The sequence below is a fragment of the Bradyrhizobium sp. ARR65 genome (assembly GCF_000472385.1).
Classification (GTDB): Bacteria; Pseudomonadota; Alphaproteobacteria; order Rhizobiales; family Xanthobacteraceae; genus Bradyrhizobium.
Map to the genome: position 1 here is coordinate 18,506 of NZ_AWZU01000046.1, position 19,656 is coordinate 38,161.

Sequence of the window (19,656 nt, forward strand, 5' to 3'; positions counted from 1 at the left end):
CGCTCTGCTTCCAGCACGAGGCAAACGAGGCCAGAGACTGATAGTGCTCGGGAGATGCGCCTCCTAGCACCCGTCAGCCGGCCTGAGGTCGCAAATCCATCATAACAGCAGCCTTCTCCTGAGGCGAAAGTTGGCCGGCGTTGCCATCGATATCAACCGGCTCTTCATCAACGTCACCGGCTCTGTCGGCCGCCTCATCATCATCCGCGCGTCCAAGTTCGTTCCGTTTGGCTCCAATAAGCACCTGAAACCATTGGTCACGTTGCATGACCGCATGGAATATCCGTTCCTCGTATGTGCCTTTGAGAAGCATAAACCGGACATCGATGTAACCCTCATCGGATCGGCCCCAACCGACACGATCCACGCGGCCCTCGCGCTGCTCCATCTTCGCCGGATTCCACTCCAGATCATAGTGTACTATATACCGGCACTGCTGCTGCAGATCGATCCCTTCCTCCCCCACGCGGCTCACGAGCAGCACAAACGGATTGAACAGCTGATTGAAATTTCGTCGGTGCGCTTCTCGGTACCGAACGTTGTCCCCATCATAGCGGCCGACAATGTCGACGGCGCTACACTCTTGAAGCAGCACTAGGCAGGCGTGCTCGGCCATATCGAGAAGCTCGTAATTCGGGCCATCTTCAGAATCCGCTGCGCCAGCGTATGACACCACTATCCGGCGCACGGTCTCCTCAAAGGGGCCGACCACCTCCGAGAACAGCCAACGATCAATCGACTCGTCGTCGGGCTTGTCACACTGATTGATTGCGCGGAGGAGAAACAGAGGCTGCTCTATGCGTCGAAGCAGAGTGCCTTGATAGGCATCAACTATCGGTTTGCCTCTATAGTCTCTGAAATCCTCGTGCTGAAATTCATAGGGGATAGTGCAAAGCATTTCGCCACAGGACTTCTTGAGGCGCTTCTTGACGTCGGACAACATACTCCTCATGCGCGAACGTACGACGGCGGCGAATGAGGCCCGCGACTCGATCCCGGCACTCCGCAGCACAGCTTCGAGATGATTGACAAAAATAGGGGTCAATCGTTTCGTTAATACATCCCGTAGATGGGGGGCTGTACCGCCGATGAGTTTATTGAATACGAGGATTTTGGAGAACCAGCTGCCCGGCGTGGTACTAACCTTCTCAATTTCGTGCAGAGCGATTGCCTCTACCAAATCAGCGAGCGCGTCTACCTTTGGATGCAATTTTACATGCTTGCCGCTATTCCAAGCGTCGACAAGGCGCTTCAGGCGTTTTGCACTGTCAAGGTTCCGATTCAGAAGCTTCGATCGCGCGAGCTGTGGATAGGACGACAGCCCCTGCCGCAGATCCGTAGTTACGAAAGTCCTGTTGTCATTTCCTTCTCGGGCTTGTTCGATCGTTTCATCGATAAGCTCTCGGAGCTCCAAGTAGAACAGCGCGTCGGGCCCTTCGAATGGGAGCAGCGGCGCATCCTTGATCGTGCGCCGGAGATCATCCAACTTGTTGAACCGCTGCATTCTGAACTGTCCAGCTGCTCGGTTTACGAAATAGTACCGCCGTTCGTTTTCCGACTTGGTGTTCCGAATCATATAGCGCCGCAGCAACGCTTGGAGCCCCGCCGAACATGTGCCATCTCCGACGGCGTCATGATCGCGGAGGCGATTTAGCCTTCGTACAGCCTGCAGGCGAAGCGGATCTGTAACGCTGCGCTCTCTGAGGGCAAAGAATGCATCCAGCTCCCGCACATACTGGTCCAGCCCAGCTCGAATTGCTTGCAAGTCACCTTTGTCCGCTCGTATCAGCGCAAGAAGTTGAACTATTTCATGCGGGGTCAGCTCAAATGGTGTTGCTGTGAGAGCCAAAATATTTGCAAATCTTCCACCCGAAAGGCCTTGGTTGTAGTCCGTCATATCTCCGTTGGGGGCGAAGATGTATGCCGGCCTTGTCCACCTGGCGTAGTGGTGCGCCTCATCAATGATGACCAGGTCCCATTCGGTCTCGTAGAGCCGCTTCAGAAACCATCGACTGTTCCGATTTGCTTCGGTGAGCACGTGGTGATTTACGATATAAATCCCCGGCGCAGCTTGCAGCTTACCCCCTTCGCGTATCGATCGGTGATCATCGGCCGCTGCGCGTCGGCCGATGACGTGCACGGCATCGAGCAGCCGGAATACCGGATGATGTTCGGGCCACGCTTCTCCCATTAGATAGCGGGCGAACCCACGGTCGGGTCGCACGCGGCTCAATTCTTCCTGCCACTTTTCTAGAAGCGTCGACTTGCAAAGGATCAGGACGCGTTCGAAGGGATTTTGTGCAGCACGGGAGTGCTCGCAAAGCAGCGCCATAATTGCGAGGGCTTCGTATGTCTTACCGAAGCCGACTTCATCGGCTAACACCACGCCTTTGCGCTGATCGACCAGAATGCCTGAGATGGCGCTGCGGACAGCGTGTTCCTGCAGCTCGTGCCCCGTCCCGAGGCGTAGGCGCGCGCACAGTTTGCGAACTGCTTCTTCAGTGACCGGCATCAGATGCCCCAGCATCCTCAATACTTTTGATTACGACTGCCAGTCGGCCACTCGTATCTGCAATGTAAGGCCCGACCCGCGGATCAGGACACGATTTGAGCCATTCCAATGCCGAACGCAGCGATTTCGAAAGCTGAAATTCCGTCGCTATGTCCTTCAAACGCTGTGTTAGCGGCGCGTTGTTTGCGAACGACTGCAGAGCGCCATCCAGCTCTCTTGCGAGCCTGTCAATCAAGAAGATTCGACACTCGGTTGAAAGATCGATTTGCTCCTGATGAATCGTCTCCCAGCACCACCGCGCTAAATCCTTAATGGTGCGACGAATCGTGTATTCGGAGCTCGGCATGCTACGAACGCGGGTCTTGATACCACGAAATCCTGTCTGTAGATTTCGAAAAAACCTATCAAGGTCGGCCTGATGGGCCAACGCTTTGGGAGCCATCTTCGAAGAAAGTTCGGATGCGCGCTGTCTCTCGATGAAATCTAGCTGCTGGCGATACGTGTATGATGTGCCCCAACCAGCGAATGCGATCCGTTCATCCAGCGTGGACATGGCCGCGCCGACAAGAACAGCTCCACAAAATTGCTCCGGACAGTCGACATTTATGGGTGCTGTTGAGGAAGCAATCACCCCTCCTTCAGAATCCACCAACTGAACCTGCACACGCGTCGACTTGAGGGATAGCAGCTTGGGCCGATCAATCTGAACCAAATCAGGCACGTTCAAAATCAAAAATTTCTCCGCCGCTGCCACCGTTCCGGAGGCAATAGGCATCCACGCGGCGCCTGTCTCAATAAGCACCTGCGCGGCCGAGGCACTCGGCGTGTTTCCCTCCCAGGAGATATCGAGCTTCCGTTCGTGTACATGCAATGTTGCGTCAGTTACCCGAAACGAATCGGGGGCCTGAGGTGGGTCGCGGACGGGCGCTACATGAGTGAGCGTTGTCCAATCGTTCACAACGCCGAATAGCTGGGGCAGCCCCAATGCGGATCGGATCCGCGCTGACGCGTTTCGCTTTGCCGGCAATCGTGTCAATACCGCAATTTCTGAATTTCCCACCGGCGGACAGGTTAGAAATGCCGCGCTCGTGAAATTCGGAGAGCCGTGGATAGCAAACAGATACGGCTCGCGATCCTTCCCGGGCGCCCCCTCTATGGCCAAGAACTTTCCATGCAGCGGGCGGGGCTCATCACTAGTGACCAACCGCTGAAATAGAGAGATCTCGCCTTTCCGGCGACGCAGCTTGTCGACGGGCAGCAGCGTCTTTCCTTCAGATTGCTGGAAAAAGATGCTTACCGGCTTCTCCCCATTGGCTGGATGGAATACTAGGTCCGTGAACATCCGGTCGAACAGTCCGTCGTCTGATCCGATACCCGGGTCTTCCTGCTCGACCACATTGGGTTCAAAGAACGGGCTAAGGACGGTTATGCGTGCGATATGCCGGTGTGGAAGGGAGCCGAGCACTTGCTCCCACAAGGGTTTGTCGTAGCTATGAAGAAAAGAGAAAGGGGTGTCCGGAGCGTCTGGGACAGCGGCGAGGACTTCCCGCAGCGCGACCGCAGCATCTCGGAGCGACGCAGCCGCACTTCCGCCGCTCTTCAGCTCCTTTGCAAGCGGTCCTTCGATGTAGCTTAGGATACCTTCAAAGAGCTGGCGGGGGCCACCCTCGCGGCTAATTTCAAACACCGACCCGAGCTCCAAGTTGCGCTCGAGGCCTCCGCGAGTCAAATTTGCGCTCCCAATAATTGCCAGTGCTCGATCTTCCGCGACCAATAGAGAAAGCTTAGGGTGAAACACGCGTGTGCTGAATGCCGCATTGACTCGATGATAGCGGACCGTGGGGGCTTCCGTGATTATGCGGTTCGCGTCTCGGATTACTAATGCCGCCGCGATCGGCCGCTCAAAGAGATCGGGAACGAATGCTTCCTCGAGCCACTTCCCATCAAAACTGTAAGTGAGAAGAAGCGCAGCCCTCAGCGCCTGGCCCGGAGCAAAGCTACCGATCGCGTCCCGAACGAGAACACGCTCAACTAACATCTAGATCACCCATGGCCAATTGCAGGTCGCGACACAGGGAAAATAGCTGCGGAAACCGCATAGCATGCCACCCAACGCCCAACGGCCGGAGATCATCCTTGACGAGCTCCCGACCGTTGTTGTCGAGATAGCACCAGCGCTGACGATTTTTGTTTAAAGAAACATGTTCATGGCGGGTTACCATGGATTCCATCAGGCCTTCAAACGAATCAGCAAGCGGCTTCTCCGACGCCACACCTTCCAGGAGCAGAGAGGGCGGAGTTCCGATCAGATCTGGCGCGTTTGCCCGGAATGCCATGTCCTGTTGCATTCTTCGCAAGAGGACACCGCCCGCCGCCGCCATTTCGACTGACCCATCCGCCACGAACAACGCGTCATGCAGCTCGCGCGCCGCCGGCAACCGGCCCGATTGACCAAATGGGCTCAACCAGAACTTTCCAAAGCGTTTGTTGGCAACAATGGCTTCGAGCAACCGAGAGATCTTATACCGGCCTGAGTTTCCCAACGCGTCTATCGCGTTCTTAAAAATGGCCGAAAACGCAAGGCTCAGCAGCTCATAGACTGCCGCTCTCTGCAACAGCGCGATCTCTGAACTCGGAGCTTCTTCGTAAAAGTGAAGGAGTACTGAAGCGTTGCTAAGCCCACCACTTTCAACTTCCTCCTCAGCGATGTTTGCCGCCTCCTCTGGCAGTGTCTCATGGCCATTGAAGCGCTTCGCTCTGTAGTCCTCGCTAGTCAGTTTTCGAGCCAATAGCAGGCTGACGGTATGAAACCGCGCCTCCGCGGCTTTGCTGTTGCCGAGCAAGAATCCCTCTAAAAAGAGGGACCGGTATTTAAGCTTACCGAACCTCGACATACAAAAAGTTCGACCCCATTCCCGCAGGACTTCGCGCCGAACGAATTTGTCCGATACAGCGAAATCGATGAAACGATCTGGTATTTGCTTTGCAAACTCATTGGCCAAGCGATTGCCAAGTTCGGTCAATGAGAGTGGAAGAAGGCCGTCAGCAGCTAATTCAGGTCGTAGCTCCGCAAACCCCATGCTCGCCAGGGATGTTGTGTAGAGGCGAAGCGAGCCGGCGGAGTCCTGGTTCTTCATGATACGAGGTGGCGGTCGGAATCGATCTTGCACCGCCTGCTGGAGCACTTCGCTCTTGCTCCGCTGCCCGATAATCTGACAGCCGTTTGTTTCGCTGCCGTGATAGATAAATTCACAAAGTACGTAAGCGCGCTCAATCTTGTGGAATAGCTCGCGGCGGACAGGGCCGCTTGACCATCGCTGCTGGTTGAGCTCTCGAACAGCCCAGGCGATCAGCCCGTAGTACGCTATTCGAGTAGTAAAGACCGTCAAACCTGGTAGAAACTCATTTGCAAGCCGCTCTGCCGAGCCCTGGAAGCCGAGAGGATCACGCGATCCGGGTGGCAACCGCTGTGGCTCTAACCATCTAGGCAACAGCGCTTCGAAGGCACGATCGGATGCGGATATTCCGGACGAAACCCGACTATCGTCCGGCCAGATTTGGATCCGTGTGCTTGCGCTCCACTCTTCAGGCTGAAATCGTAGACCATGCGAGCGCAAGAAGCGACGCATCTGCTCGGCGCGGGTACCGCGCAACCGAGTAAGGGGCAGCCTATAAAACGCTTCGCAAAGCTTCTCGCGAGTCAGTGATAGCACTCTCTCGCGGTTACGGAGGTGAGATGTGAGGTTCTCAACCTTTTCGACAGGGACGCTCTCTCGCTCACCGTCGAGGTACTGAATCTCGATCTCAGCAAGCCCGATCTTTCGGACAACCGCGATAAACCAGCGGTACGCTGTCTGGTTGTAACGAACTGCGGACCCCACCGTTAGAGAATCGGCGAGCTTTTCGGAGCGCGAGTCGAGCATATTGAAACAAACTTCTCGAATATTATGTGCGACGATTCGCGGGCCATATTCGGATGGAAAATACCTACCGAGAAAACTCTTTTGATGATTCGTGAGACACGTCGCAATTCGACTTTGGCCGAAATCAAACGGAAATCTTGCTCGATCTATCCCACGCTAAGCGGCGAGGTAGCAGACCAAAGAAGAGTATATGCGGGCACAGCAGCCAAGGGCAAGCGCTTGCCGAAGGCGCTAATCAAGTAGGCGCAGCTTGATCATGCCAATGAAGGACCCCACAATGCCGAGTAAAGACAGAGGATGATTTGATGCCCCTATCCCGACTGTATGATGAGGCCCTAGTCTACGCGTCCGAACTTCACCGAACCCAGGTCCGGAAAGGAAGTGGGATACCTTATATTGCTCACCTTTTGAGTGTCTCCAGTCGCGTGCTGTCCGCAGGCGGCACCGAGGTTCAAGCCATCGCCGGTCTCTTGCATGACGCACCGGAAGATCAGGGCGGCCGAGCCACACTAAATACGATCACCGAACGGTTCGGCAACGAGGTGGCGCGAATAGTTGCCGATTGCACTGACTCCTGGGTCGAGCCCAAACCCGCTTGGCGCCCTCGAAAGGAGGCCTACCTTTCGACCTTGCCAAAAAAGCAGACTTCGTCACTCCTTGTCTCTCTTGCCGATAAGGTAGATAACGCCGAGGCAATTCTGAACGACTACCGCAATATCGGGGACGATATCTGGGCCCGCTTCACTGGCGGACGCGACGGAACGATTTGGTATTATCGGAAGCTGAGCGAAATCTTCAACGCAGTCCTGCCGGGCATGCTGGCTCGGCACCTCACAGACGCGGTTTCTCACTTCCCCGGCTGAACGGATCACCCGCCATCAGAAGAGATACTAGGCTGATTTGCGCTGCAGTTCGACCGTGGTCTTCTTAGTGGCCGCTTCCTTTGGCTTCTTGGCTTCGATCGGCGGAAGCATTTCCTTCTGGTAAGCGGAATCATCCGAGACATTCGCTAATATCGGGCGATCCCCGAGCCTGTCCATCCTGGCAAGGGATTGTGCGTCCACTTGCGCGCCATCTTCCGAATCTGAGAAGGCCCGAAAGCTGACCTATGCCAGCTTGCAAACCTTCTCACACGGAGGAGCAGGTCCGGACCAGGCGCTCCAGTCCAACCAGCACCTTACAGCCTGATCGCGGCGGCTGCCGAGGTAATGGTGGCCGCAGGGCTCGGTCCGAAAATAGCTCGCGCGATCCGCTCGGCTGTGCGGCTTTCCTTGCTCGCCGCGCGCGCCAGCAAGCCGACGATGAAGATCGCGGGATCCAGCCCTGCTTCTATTGCGGCGGCTTCGATATCAGGCCGCGCCGCTGCTAAGCGGATGGTCCCGGCAATGCTGTCCGAAAGTGATGAAAGATCGCCATTCCGCAGCGCGTCCGGCGCAGCATCCCAACGAATCAACTTGACGACCCGTTCGAGCGAAGCGGTAATGGATGCGCGCCAAATGGCATCACCGACCTCGTCCAAATCCATGTCATCGAGTGATTGTTCGAAACTGCCTTCGCGCAAGCCTGGCGCGGAAGATCTCAACGCAAGACTCGTGGAAATGCTTGCCGCCTCGCTTAAACGACTCGTGGCTTCTGACAGCGAGGCGCTGGCGAGCATCGCGGTGCGCGGCCTGCTCATCGCCACCTTGCGTGTCGCGGGCACGCTGTCCCTTGTCTCAGCCGCATCGTCAACCAGCACGAGGCTGGTCAGATGACAGACGATGCACCTCGGCGGCAACTGCGGCGGCCTCATCTTCCTTCATCGAGGGAAGCGAAAGATAGGCGCCCAGCGCGCCGACCCAGCAATCGTACTCAGTTGCGTTTCCGTTCTCGGGTTTCCCTATCAACTCTATCTCGATGCGTGCGCCGCGGCGGATCAAGGCGAGCTTCTCCGGACGTTTGTCCGATGCTGGCACCGAGGCGAACGGCATTCGCGCGGCATTCATCGCTGCGGCAATTGCCGCCGGCACGTCAGACCCTAGTGGCACGAACACCTGCCCGCCTGTGAGGCCTGCGAGATGCGACAGCTCGCCTTCGAGAGCATCCTCGCCGATCAGAACCGCGGTAATGCGAATGCCAGACCGGGCTTATTTCTGCGGATCGAATTCCCACGTCTTACCGCCGGTCACCAGGACGACGTTACGTGAAGCCTCACGAGCCTGGAAGAGCATCAGGCGCCACGCCGAGCTCGGTGCCACCGGACGGGGATTGCAGTTTTCGGATCACGATAGTCCCTCACTGCGATCGATGAACGCTCCTACGAGTGGGCCGTAGGTGAAGCGCCCACGCTCCTGCACCCCGACAAGATCGCCGATCGTCATTTCATTGGTCAGCTTTGACAGCGACTATGCGGCGATGTTGGACTCGCTCTTATGTGTTTCTACTGCGGTGCGGCAGGCTCACTCAGGCGCACTCACACACTATCACATAACAAGAAACAAATTTTAGCTCTGGTAATTTCAGCATATGCCCGTTCCGGGACCAGTGACGCCATTTGACTGAGAGCGCTGCTGACCGAAGCCGGCACGATTTCCCGCAGAGCTTCAATACTTCTGACGAGCCTCTTCCGATATGTGTCAGGTTCCTCATCGTCGTCGAACATCTGCTTCCATCCGTCCTCGTTCCCCTCGGCCAGCTCCAAGAGAATCATACCCATCTGAAGGGCAGCCAGTCCCCATAAATATTGGTTGAGGTCCTGATAGAAAGCTTCCTGATAAGCCTCGTACGAATCTCGCAGCGACTTGTCCATGGCAGCTGTACGACGGTCCTGGAGGGTGAGTTTGCCCTCAAATTTAGTGAGCCATCTCGCTTTGAAGTTTCTCCCTTTGAGCGCGAGCGCTTCGACCCGTTGACTCAATTAGTTAGCGGGTTCGCCAAAATACGATCGATAGCTCGGTCCGACATGGTGACGAGTTCTCCCCCACTTCCTTGGCCGGCCCGCCCGTGTTCGACAGTGCAAGGCTGGCTTCGACATCGTCTGGCCGCATATCGCAGGTCCTCTTCCAACTCGTTCGAGAGCCTTCGTAGGCCATGAGGTCTAGCTGCGCTTTGGCAATTCGCCGAAGTCCTTCCCTTTCAACAGGTCGATCGCGTATATCCTTAGCGAGGAGTCTGAGCCATCCCCAACCGTGCTGCTTACTCGCGCGCGCTCTTTCACAATTTCTTCCAGGAGGTCGACCGACACCCTTTGCACAGCAAAGGGATCTGCTTCTTGAAGGTTTGGCAGCAATTGCAAGATCGGACTGTCAGTTCCTCGCACACTCGTTAGCGCCCCTTTTATCGCGGAGACAAGGCCATCTAGCGATGTTCGAGGGTTGTGAATGTCGTAAGCGAGATAACGATCGGTAAGAAGATCAAATGGCGTCCCGTCCGCGGTTTGGTTGCCGCGGATCATAATTGTGCTCTTCTTTCGGAGGGCATGCCGGATTCCCAACTCATAAAATACGTTGGTGTCATGAATCGTGATGTCGCAGATTACTATGTCGGCCTGTAGAAGTCGGGAGAACATGTCCTCGCGAATATTCCCCACTTCAACTATCTCTCCGATAGTCGTTGCCAACACTGCTGCCTGCTCGATCGCCGGAACGATGAGTTCTGCCTGAACCCGGTCGAAGTCCAGCGTCTCCCCGGAGGTATCTTTCTTGAGGCCGAATGGTCGAATTATAAAGGCATGCATAGCGCTCCTGCCGTGATCAATGTCGCGGTGTTGTCGGACAAATCAATTAACGACCGCGGGGCAGCCTCTGTCTTCGGCGATTGCCGCTTGCGCATGATAGCAGGTTCTGATGCGTCTGAGCCTGAATTTAGGACCATAGGCCGGCCGACCTCGGTAAAGTCCAGTAGAAACACGCTTCAAGTTTGGAATGGAGGAGTCAGTGGCAAAACGGTACGGTGCAATCCTCGCTCGCGTCGATGAATTACTGCATTGGAACTGGAGCCATCAGCGCGTCGCTCACGTGGCGTGAGCGACGCCAGCTATCCGCCCCTCCCTCTCCGGGAGCATCCAAGATCTTCTAGCTGCTCCCCGCGCCTTTCCAATTTCCCAATCTTTGAGCTGCCGTAACACGCTTCAGACAGCCGCAAGGATCGCGGCACCCGCCTGCAGCAAAGCAGAGTCCCGCGCCGGAATTCGTCGACAGTCCCTTGATAGCCCTCCGCCTGGACCCTGCCGGCAAATTACCGTCGTTGTGAATGGGCTCCTTCAGAATCTTATCTTCTCTTACCTTCTTTTCTGCGGAGACCGGCCTAAGCGACGCCAAACGGAACGGTTCAAAGACTACCTCGCTCTGGAATGGCGCGTTCACGAACTAAGCGATTGACTTTCCAAGGCTTCCTTGGTCGCAGCGCCACTGACTATCGCTAATCGAAGTCACGATCGCAGGACGCCGACACCATGATAATTTGCAGAGGGATCGCCCACGGCAGGATAAGCGACCGAACCCAAGGGTAGCTCAACTCGGGGTAGCATAGCTCGCCTCCTTAGGTATATGCTGCGATTTTGGGCGACCGCGTTAAATTGCGCGCGCGATATCTTTGCATCTGCACCCACTTGAAATTTTTTCGCTGCGATTCTGGTTTTCGGCGAGACTCAACCATGAATGAGAAGAAACTCGTATTTATAGCGTTTGCAATCGAGGACGAGCGACAAAGGGATTTCCTCAAGGGTCAATCGCTGCATCCGCGAATGCCGTACGAATTCATCGATATGTCCGTAAAAGAAGCCTACGAAAGCGGCTGGAAAGAAAAAGTGAGATCGCGTATCCGACGATCCCACGGCGTGATTGTTCTAGTGAGCAAGAATTCACTCAAATCGAGCGGACAGATTTGGGAGATCGAATGCGCGAGAGCGGAAGGCAAGAAGATGAGAGGTGTTTGGGCTTATTCTGCGGATCGAACGATAATGCCAGGCGTATTAACTGTTTCCTGGAGTGACGCAAACATCAGCAACTTCATCGATTCGTTGTGAGTAATTCGACCGTGCCAAACTACACACTGTAGTCGCGTTCGAATTGAAGGACGGCCTTATCCCATGCGCATGAACTTAAATGCTGAACCTTTTGAACAAATTGAACTTATCACAATCAAACGACATTGTCGGATCAGCTGGAGCGGAGCACCTGTAGAGACCAGAAACAACGTTTGCGTTTTTCTAGCTCGGAGCATTTTGTGGCGCTCGCTTTTGGTAGCTGGGACCCGACAAAGCCTCCCTTCTAGGAGTCAAAGATGCCCGGGAATGGACCGCTAATCTTCGTGAGTCACGCCGACGAGGATAGAGAGGTTGCTATCCTACTGAAATCTCTGATTACTAGGGCGTCCGGGGGCCGTGCTCGAGTGTATGTCTCATCTGACATCAGCGCCAAACGGTTTGGCGAGAATTGGTTTCGGCGAATTAGAGAGAATTTGTCCGAAGCGAAGGCGGTCATATTTCTGGCATCGCCGAATTCACTAAAGGCGAGTTGGGCCCTGCTTGAGATTGGCGGAGCGCTTTTCAACACGGACCGACCGAAGATCATCCCAATCTGTATTGCGGGGCTAACTATTCCCGAACTAATTGATCCTTTGACAGGATTGGATGCATCGGAGCCATCAGATGTTGTCAGGCTCCAGTCAGTCGTGCGTTCCGTGCTCGAAAGGTGTCGCATCCCAGCGAAACTGCGTCCGACATTGGATTGGGCCAGTGAGTACATCGCTTTTCGCGACGCTCAAGAAGAATGGGTGACGATTGACCACAGGATTTATTCGGCGTGCTCGGTAAATACGCTGAGGCATCTCGAGCCCGTCCTGCAACTGGCTCGATCGGGACAGAACGACGAAAGCCGTTATCAGGAATTGATTGGTCACCTCCTCCAGAAGATGACTTTCCATGGGAGTCCCATAGACGATCGCTTTTGGGCCGTGCACGGAAACGATATTCGAGAAAGGAGGGATTGGGTATTGCAAAGGAAGCTCGCGTATCTCGTCTCTGCCGCGAAGGAAGGAAAGATCGTGACAGCCCGCAAGGACTCCTATGCTGTGATGGACGTACTTAGACAGCAAGTTTCGGAGTATCGCGCTACGGCAACAGACGAGGAGCTTCAACGACCGGAGTCCCAGAAATTTCTGTTTGGGTCGGCATCACCATCTATCTTTAGACTGTTCATTCTCCGCAAGGGAGCAGAAGCGATGTCGGGATTTACCAAAGAGCAAAAGAAGGCCTTAGATGATCAAGTCTTAAGCGGCGTCGAAGTGCGCTTCCTCAGGTGGGAGGAAGAAGCGGCGCCCCCCAACTTCGGATTATACGGCAACGTGGCGGTCGGACAGCTTGCACCAAACGGCGTGAACGAGATCCTGTTTAGTGCAGATGCGGTAAAAAATCGTAGAAACCAGTTCGAGACTCTTTGGCAACGAGGAGACAAGTTGTGATCAATCTCTTCGTCGCAGCTTCCAGGTAAAACAATGCGGATCCTGTGCCTATCGAGCCCAGCTACCGAATTGCTCGAAGCGAAATTTCCCGGAGAAATCGAACGCGCCAGTGCTAACAGTCTTTCATCTCAACTCTGCGCCTCACGCACTCCTGCGATCGTTGTCGCTGATGTGGCATCGATCAACAACATTCTAGCCGACAGCATTCATTCCGCCGAGTCCAAAGGCATATCTATCGGCGTCGTTCCATTTGAGCCCCGTTACACCGAATCGCTTTGGCGGCTCATTGGAAGAAGTGTTGCCGTAGCACAAAGTGAGTCGGTGATCGGCTTATATTCGAGCCGTGGCCTTAGGTACGACTACCGAGAGCCGGAACATGCGCCACCTGGTCGTTTCATTCGCCTTTCTCGCAAGTTCGACGACAAAGGGCGCAGACTTCCTAGCGATGCATCTTACCAAATAACGTCCTATGACTTCACTGCGCTCGCTGTCATTACCGAAGGACGACAGACCTATTGCTTGATAGGGATGGGATGCCTGCATCCAACCATCAGCGAGCCCGAAATCGGGCGGCTGGCGCCTTCGGACATCAAGGCAAAGCACTGGCTGATTCAATCGTGTCACAGCCCCTTCATGTGGCCTGAATTGGGATCCTACCTCACTGTTCCTCTTTCAATCGCCTTGACCAGCGACGCCGAGACGGTCATTTGCAGCACCCACGTTCAAACGTATATCCCCAATCTGCTGAACGTCTTTGTCGAACAGCTCTCGCGCGGATGTGCAATGGGCGACATACTGCGCACTCTCAACAATCACGCAGCATCTGAGGGCGTCGACCACAGGCCGTTTCTGCTTTTGGGCAACCCCGAGTCGAACGCAATAGCTCCTGCCCCTTCGGCAGTCCAAATTCCAGCCTTGGCTAGGCCCTCACTTTCGCAAACGAAGGTAAGGACGAAGCTAGTCCGCCGATTAATCGCAAATGTCGAGTTTTTGTTCGACGAAGGCCATTTCGGCTTTGATATGAAGGACAACTATCTTTTCGAATTTCGTCGAGACATGGCCTGGCTGCCGAGATTGGATATGCGCACGTTATCAAACTTCTTGGGTTCGACAGAAGATGTCGGGGTTTTTTTAGACGGAATCCGCCCGCCAAACGTAACGGTTCCCTTGATCCGCGCGACTGGACATCTAAGCAGAGCCTTCGAACGACAGGGAGGATTCTATAGAGTTGGAGAGCAGCTGGACGAAAACTACAGCGCAACGGGCGCTTCGCAAACGAAAGATCGGTGCGTTGTGTGCGGCGAGCACCTCATCCAGCGGCGACTGGATTATTTCGGGCAAAGTCCTTCGGAAGAATATGCCACAAGATCGATAAAGCTCTGCCCCCGATGCCTCGTGGTGGAGCATGCCAGCCCTATTCACCGGGCCTCCACGCAGTTGCGCGCGGAGCGTGCTTTGGACGAAATGCTGATCACCCTGTCCTACACCAACAACTCGCCAGAGCCTCAGTGGGTGTTTGTCTTCGCGTTTTTGTCTGACCCAAACAACATTTCGCGGTCAACGGCACCCCAGGCCTACAAGGATCTATTGAGAACGATCAAATTCAGAAGGGGGCAGGAACGGCCGCGGTCGTTAGAGCCGGGCCAGACATATAACTTCAGCTTCCGAACGGGGCCAATTCCGACAGAATTTTGGTATCTTTTGATCGAGGTGAACCTGCTGGTCGACTTTTGCTGGAATTGGTACTCTTTCACTTATAGAGCCAAACAGATCGAGGGATGGCTTTCGGATCCTCGGTATCGCCCAACTCTCCCGCCACGGAATGAAAACTGAACATACTCCCTTCTGCGTTCTGAGAGCTCCCGCCACACTAGGCGAATGACTGCCACGAGCTGAGTCATTGATGATGAATACCGCAATCGAAAACGGTAGCAAGGTTCTCTTCATCAGCCATAACGCCGCGGACAGACCTTACGCTGTGGCAATTGAAGCGGCAATCCACGAACTGCTTGATGATGACACTCTGATCGACGTGCGTTACTCAACCAGCGATGAGGCCGGACCGCAGGGCGGTGAAAAGTGGCGTGACTGGATTTACTGCCAAATAATTGAGGCTCGCACTGCGCTATTTGTGGTTACGCCACACGCTCTGGGCAAGCCTTGGCTCCTTTGGGAGGCAGGCGCATGTTCTGGCGCGACGCTCGCTCAGCAGGCGCGGCGGAGAACGACCGAGGGGACAACCGCGCGGCTGAATGTCAGCATCGCCTATGGGCTTACGGAGAACGAATGCCCAGATCCGCTTCGCAATGACCAGATTATTCTCGGCGCGAATCCAGATCGGGTGAAATTTCTTCTGCAGCGCATTCTCCAAACGCACAACGTTCCCAGCAACGTCCTCTTCAAGGCCGGCGAACGGATGCAAGAGGTGCTGCAACGGTACCTGAAAGCAGTTCGCAACGCGCTTCTGCAGGCGCCATCACTGGTGACCGAGGCCAATGTGCAAGATTGGCTTGCGCGGCTCGAGCAGTTGGTGCGGTCCAATCGTTTGTCGGAGCTTGAGGGCTTTCAGCGCTGGATGACACTGGCCTTTGGTCGCGATGGTGAGGCGGCCGGAGTGCCGATCGACGTGCGGCTACACCGGCGGCTTGGTGAGCTGTATCTCGCGCAGAAGGACTTTTCACGCGCTGCCGAGCAACTGCGCCTCGCCCGGCGGGCTGCCCCCCGCGACGTATACGTGCTGCGTCCACTCGTCGAAGTAACAATGAAGCGGCTTCTCGCGGAGAAGGACGAGTCGGTCGAGGCTTCGGTGCGGGAGGATATCGAGTCGTTACTCGCGGCGTTAAAGGAGCTTGACCAGAGTGCGTTCGTGTCCTCTCCGGATGCGGCCGCACTTTACGGTAAGTATCTGCGGCGCGTGGTTGGCGATCCGAGGCGCGCGGCCGGCGTCTATACTGAGTCGCTACGGGTAAACACCAACTCGTATTACCTTGCCGACCTCCTGGCTCAGACCCAGCTTGAGCTAGGCGACGACGACGGGGCGAAAGCGACGTATCGGCACGCAATCGATATCATCGACCGGCTCGAGGAGAACAACGTGTGGAGCCAAGCGACCGCCGCTACCGCGTGTCTCGCGCTGGGCGACATCGATGGCGCACGGAAACACGCGGTCGCCATATCCGCGCTCGGCCCAGTAACTCAGTCCGAGCTCGATGTCATCCGCTCTGGGCTGCGTGAAGTTGCCCAACGCTCGGCGATTTCGAAGAGCGCGATGAGCGAAGTCCTGGCCGACCTCTGCCCCCGAGACAGAGATCGGAGGCTGTGATTATTTCTCGACGTCGGGACCGCGATGGAGTGGAGGCGGATGATCAACATACGAACCGTGACGGTAGAGTTGCTTAGGGCCGGTCCAAGACACAATCAGCTCCTATCACCGCTGACCCAATACCTTGGGGTCTGCGGAGATGCTCCCGCAGCCACGGTGACATTACCCTATGAGCATCGCGACATGGAGCAGTGGCTCCAGGACTTGAACTATCAGGTCATAGCCGACAACGACCAATCCCGCCGCGAGAAGATGCTCGACCGGAGGGGGGACGAGATTGCTGCGATACTGTCGCTCGTGCCGGGATTATCCGGAGCGCTCAACTCCGAGACCGAGCGGCCTCAAACGCTGACCCAACTACGCGTTGTCCTGTCAGCCTCGGAACTCGCAATGCTGCCATTCGAGCTGTCGAAAGTGCCTGCGGGCGCGGGCTCATCGGGTGGCTGGTTAGCACTCCAGGCTCGCATGCCCGTTTGCATAACGCGACATATCCGGTCGGTATCCGCCGAGGGGATGCGATGGCCGAGCAACCCCAGGATCCTGTTCGTTGCCGGGCCCGACACCCCTTTTAATGAGCATAAGTGCGCTCTGGTCCGCGCTATTGAACCGTGGTGCGATGTTGACGAGTCAGTAGGCGATCGACTTCTCGTTCTCGAGCAAGCAACCCTTGCAGATATCTCCCGCGCGATGAAGAAGGCGGCTCAGGCTGGCGCTCCATTTACCCACGTGCATATTTTGGCTCATGGCGGCCGGCTGCACGATTCGGATCCGTACTCGCCGGTTGGGGTTACTCTGCATGACGAGGTGATTTGCGGACGGCGCCTCGCGACTGCGTTAGCTTCAGTTACCGACCAGGGTGTCGGCCGACCAGCCGTGGTGATGATTGCGACCTGCGAGAGCGCGCGGGTGGCCGATGTGCGATCGCCGGACGCGAGCGTAGCGCATGATCTACACGACCAAGGTATCCCGCTCGTAGTGGCCTCGCAATTTCCACTCAGTGTGGAAGGCTCGGTGCCATTAGTTGAACGCTTCTTTACAGGTCAGCTTCAGGGGGAACATCCGCTGGTGTCGCTCTATGACGCTCGACTTCTGCTGCACAGTCGCTTCGGACAAAAGACCCATGATTGGGCTTCCATTGTCGTCTACGAGGCGTTTCCGACGGACTTGCCCGAGCAACTCGAGGAGCTCCGGTATTGGCAGACACAGCGCGCGCAGGAAGGAGCGTTGAAACGCGTCGAGGCGGTGGTTGCCGAATTCGGTTCCGAAGCTGCGGCCTCCTCGAGCAACGAGGGTCCAGGCGCGCCCGATTCGATGACTCCAGAATTGGGTTCGAACCGAGAGCGCTATGAAGGACTGGTCGCGAACGCACGCGAAGCGGGTAAGCAGTTGCCGGACAGCGGGCCCTATGCGCTCGAGTGTGCTGGGCTGCGGGCGGCGGGACGTAAGCGTCTCGCCGAAGGGGCGCTGAGGATTGCAGTCAAGCCAGGTGTCTCCGAGGCTTGGCGTCAGAAATTGTTCTCCCAATGTTTGCGTCTTCTGGACGAGGCGCGGACGGAATATTGGCACGCGACAAAGTCCTTTCTCGGCCCGACGTCGGAGCTCACGAGGAGGAAGGCGAATCTGCATTGGCTTCTCGGCCAGGTGCTGTCGCTTGACGCCATCCTCGGTCGACCGTTCGACTTAGCAGCATGGACAGCAGCACACTTTTCAGCCCAGATCGATGCGGAGAGCCCGAGCGACGACATCCGAGCTTGGGCTTACGTCAGCATCTCGGAACTGGCCTTACTTCGCCTCGCGGATGCAACGATATCGGCGAGCGAACGGGCTGGATACGCGGCGAAGGCGCTCAGCGCCACCAGCCGCATAGTGGATATACTCGGCCGGAGCTCCGAACAGGCGGTAAACACCGCCCGCCAGTTCGAACGCTACAGCAAGCTGTGGGGAAATCCCGAACTCGCTCAAATTTTCGAAGGCTTGGGGATGCCCACACGGGCGCATTGGTACGACGAGAACGGTTTAGTGCCGACAGCGAAGCTACTCCTCCAGGCGCTGCAAGGCCCGCATTCGCCGGCCGCCCAGTCGACAAGCCCCAATCCCGGAGCGGTCTCTGAGTTGAAGGCGGTTTCGAGCGCGTGCAAACCACCATCGGTAGCGCTGACGCTAACGCCAATCGAGACGCCGCTGTCGCACCCGGCAACGATCATGAACTCCGCGACCGTCTTCCACGTCGAGATGCTACCGGCCGAAAATGGCGATTGCCTGTGGATCGAGTATGGAGACCCGAAGGATCCGCGCCGCATCGTGGTTGACTGCGGCGCTGCATCGACAGCGGATATTCTCGCATCACGCTTAAAGGTCGTAGAGGCTCCCTTGGAGCTGTTCGTTTTGACCCATATCGATGCCGACCACATCAATGGCGTCTTACCGCTTTTCGCGGACCGGTCTTTGGACTTGCGCTACAGGGACATATGGTTCAACGGCTGGCGGCAGGTCAACCAGTTCCTAAGCATTGAGCAGGGGGAGCAGTTCTCGGACCTGATTGGCGATCCAGGGCGCAAGCTGCCATGGAATCGCGCCATGAGTTCATCCGACGACAAATATCCCGCGCCGGTCGTCATCCCCAGCGACGGGCCCCTGCCCACGTTTGATCTACCAGACGGCATGCGACTAACGCTCCTCTCGCCGGGACCACATCAGCTTGAGCTTCTTGGACGCGGGTGGAAGAAGGTCTTGCGTGAACTGCGGCCGGAGAAGCTCATGCTGGGTACCAAGCGACCAATCCGACCGGTTACAGACCTCGCCGCGTTCGATCTTAGGTCTCTTGCCGATGCGCCAGTGCGGAAGGACACGAGTGCGGCCAACGGCAGCAGCATCGCGTTGCTAGCTGAATTTGACAGCCGCTCGGTGCTCCTGGCTGGCGACGCCCATGCTGAGGTACTCGAGAAGTCAATCAAGCAACTGCAGCGTGAGCGGGGGAAGCTAGGCCAGAAGCTAAAGCTCAATGCACTGAAGCTTTCGCATCACGGCAGCGCAAATGCAACAACCATCCAGCTACTCGAGCTGCTCGATTGCCCGCGCTATCTCGTATCGACAAACGGCAACATCTTTAGTCACCCGGATCGCGAGGCGATCGCGCGAATCATACTGCACGGCGGCGATCGGCCGACCCTTTGCTTCAACTACCGAACCCCAGTGAACGCACTCTGGGATGAGCAGATCTTGCGCGCGCGTTACGGGTACAATGCTGTGTATCCGAGGAGTGATGACGCGGGGCTTCGCGTCGATTGCGTGTAGCTCAAATCTATGATTCAGGCGCCGACGACGTCGTTGCGTGGACCTCAGTTAGCCACGAGGCAAAGGTGCAGCCAGACTGTAAAATTTCTTCAAAGCACCAGCTCGATGTGATCTCATTCACACCGCGACCGCGTTGAGGTGCCTTAAAGATTTAAGGTTCGAGG

14 protein-coding genes are annotated in these 19,656 nt (G+C 56.3%); 6 read left to right on the forward strand and 8 right to left on the reverse strand.

All coding sequences use genetic code 11. The features are described from left to right. Nucleotides 1-73 precede the first annotated feature (73 nt). The 3 genes from F758_RS51090 to F758_RS0133840 are packed head-to-tail and all read right to left on the reverse strand — an operon-like array spanning nucleotide 74 to nucleotide 6,435. Nucleotides 74-2,512, reverse strand: coding sequence for an SNF2-related protein (locus F758_RS51090; protein ID WP_198026626.1), 2,439 nt, complete (start codon nucleotides 2,510-2,512; stop codon nucleotides 74-76). After that, the gene (locus F758_RS0133835; protein WP_024512028.1) at nucleotides 2,499-4,550 is read right to left on the reverse strand and encodes a phospholipase D family protein; all 2,052 of its coding nucleotides are present in this window, start codon (nucleotides 4,548-4,550) and stop codon (nucleotides 2,499-2,501) included. The genes F758_RS51090 and F758_RS0133835 overlap by 14 nt, the downstream gene beginning before the upstream one ends. Next, nucleotides 4,540-6,435, reverse strand: coding sequence for a hypothetical protein (locus F758_RS0133840; RefSeq protein ID WP_051387121.1), 1,896 nt, complete (start codon nucleotides 6,433-6,435; stop codon nucleotides 4,540-4,542). The genes F758_RS0133835 and F758_RS0133840 overlap by 11 nt, the downstream gene beginning before the upstream one ends. A gap of 305 nt (nucleotides 6,436-6,740) precedes the next feature. Between F758_RS0133840 and F758_RS0133850 the strand changes: the two genes are divergently transcribed. Further along, on the forward strand, nucleotides 6,741-7,298 hold the full coding sequence (locus tag F758_RS0133850; protein WP_024512030.1) for an HD domain-containing protein: 558 nt from the start codon (nucleotides 6,741-6,743) through the stop codon (nucleotides 7,296-7,298). 27 nt (nucleotides 7,299-7,325) lie between these two features. Here F758_RS0133850 and F758_RS50070 read toward each other — a convergent pair whose 3' ends face one another. The 5 genes from F758_RS50070 to F758_RS0133875 all read right to left on the reverse strand — a co-directional run bounded on the left by F758_RS50070 (nucleotide 7,326) and on the right by F758_RS0133875 (nucleotide 10,150). Further along, nucleotides 7,326-7,499, reverse strand: a complete 174-nt coding sequence (locus F758_RS50070) for a hypothetical protein (RefSeq protein ID WP_157450271.1) — start codon at nucleotides 7,497-7,499, stop codon at nucleotides 7,326-7,328. Nucleotides 7,500-7,612: 113 nt separating this feature from the next. Continuing rightward, nucleotides 7,613-8,092 carry a hypothetical protein gene (locus F758_RS0133860; protein WP_157450272.1) on the reverse strand — a complete coding sequence of 160 codons (480 nt, stop codon included), beginning with the start codon at nucleotides 8,090-8,092 and terminating at the stop codon, nucleotides 7,613-7,615. A gap of 70 nt (nucleotides 8,093-8,162) precedes the next feature. After that, complete coding sequence (locus F758_RS0133865) at nucleotides 8,163-8,444, reverse strand: hypothetical protein (RefSeq protein ID WP_157450273.1); 282 nt, start codon at nucleotides 8,442-8,444, stop codon at nucleotides 8,163-8,165. 443 nt (nucleotides 8,445-8,887) lie between these two features. Then, nucleotides 8,888-9,331 (reverse strand): hypothetical protein, encoded by a 444-nt coding sequence (locus F758_RS0133870; protein WP_024512033.1) that lies wholly within the window; start codon nucleotides 9,329-9,331, stop codon nucleotides 8,888-8,890. Between the two features lie 180 nt (nucleotides 9,332-9,511). Beyond that, complete coding sequence (locus F758_RS0133875; protein ID WP_024512034.1) at nucleotides 9,512-10,150, reverse strand: hypothetical protein; 639 nt, start codon at nucleotides 10,148-10,150, stop codon at nucleotides 9,512-9,514. A gap of 918 nt (nucleotides 10,151-11,068) precedes the next feature. Between F758_RS0133875 and F758_RS0133880 the strand changes: the two genes are divergently transcribed. The 5 genes from F758_RS0133880 to F758_RS46785 all read left to right on the forward strand — a co-directional run bounded on the left by F758_RS0133880 (nucleotide 11,069) and on the right by F758_RS46785 (nucleotide 19,492). Then, the gene (locus F758_RS0133880; RefSeq protein WP_024512035.1) at nucleotides 11,069-11,440 is read left to right on the forward strand and encodes a TIR domain-containing protein; all 372 of its coding nucleotides are present in this window, start codon (nucleotides 11,069-11,071) and stop codon (nucleotides 11,438-11,440) included. A 257-nt stretch (nucleotides 11,441-11,697) separates the two neighbouring features. Then, on the forward strand, nucleotides 11,698-12,876 hold the full coding sequence (locus F758_RS0133885) for a toll/interleukin-1 receptor domain-containing protein (RefSeq protein WP_024512036.1): 1,179 nt from the start codon (nucleotides 11,698-11,700) through the stop codon (nucleotides 12,874-12,876). Between the two features lie 69 nt (nucleotides 12,877-12,945). After that, nucleotides 12,946-14,709, forward strand: a complete 1,764-nt coding sequence (locus F758_RS0133890; RefSeq protein ID WP_157450274.1) for a hypothetical protein — start codon at nucleotides 12,946-12,948, stop codon at nucleotides 14,707-14,709. 70 nt (nucleotides 14,710-14,779) lie between these two features. Beyond that, on the forward strand, nucleotides 14,780-16,198 hold the full coding sequence (locus F758_RS0133895) for a TIR domain-containing protein (protein WP_157450275.1): 1,419 nt from the start codon (nucleotides 14,780-14,782) through the stop codon (nucleotides 16,196-16,198). A gap of 183 nt (nucleotides 16,199-16,381) precedes the next feature. Beyond that, nucleotides 16,382-19,492, forward strand: a complete 3,111-nt coding sequence (locus F758_RS46785; protein ID WP_198026629.1) for a CHAT domain-containing protein — start codon at nucleotides 16,382-16,384, stop codon at nucleotides 19,490-19,492. Nucleotides 19,493-19,656 lie beyond the last annotated feature (164 nt).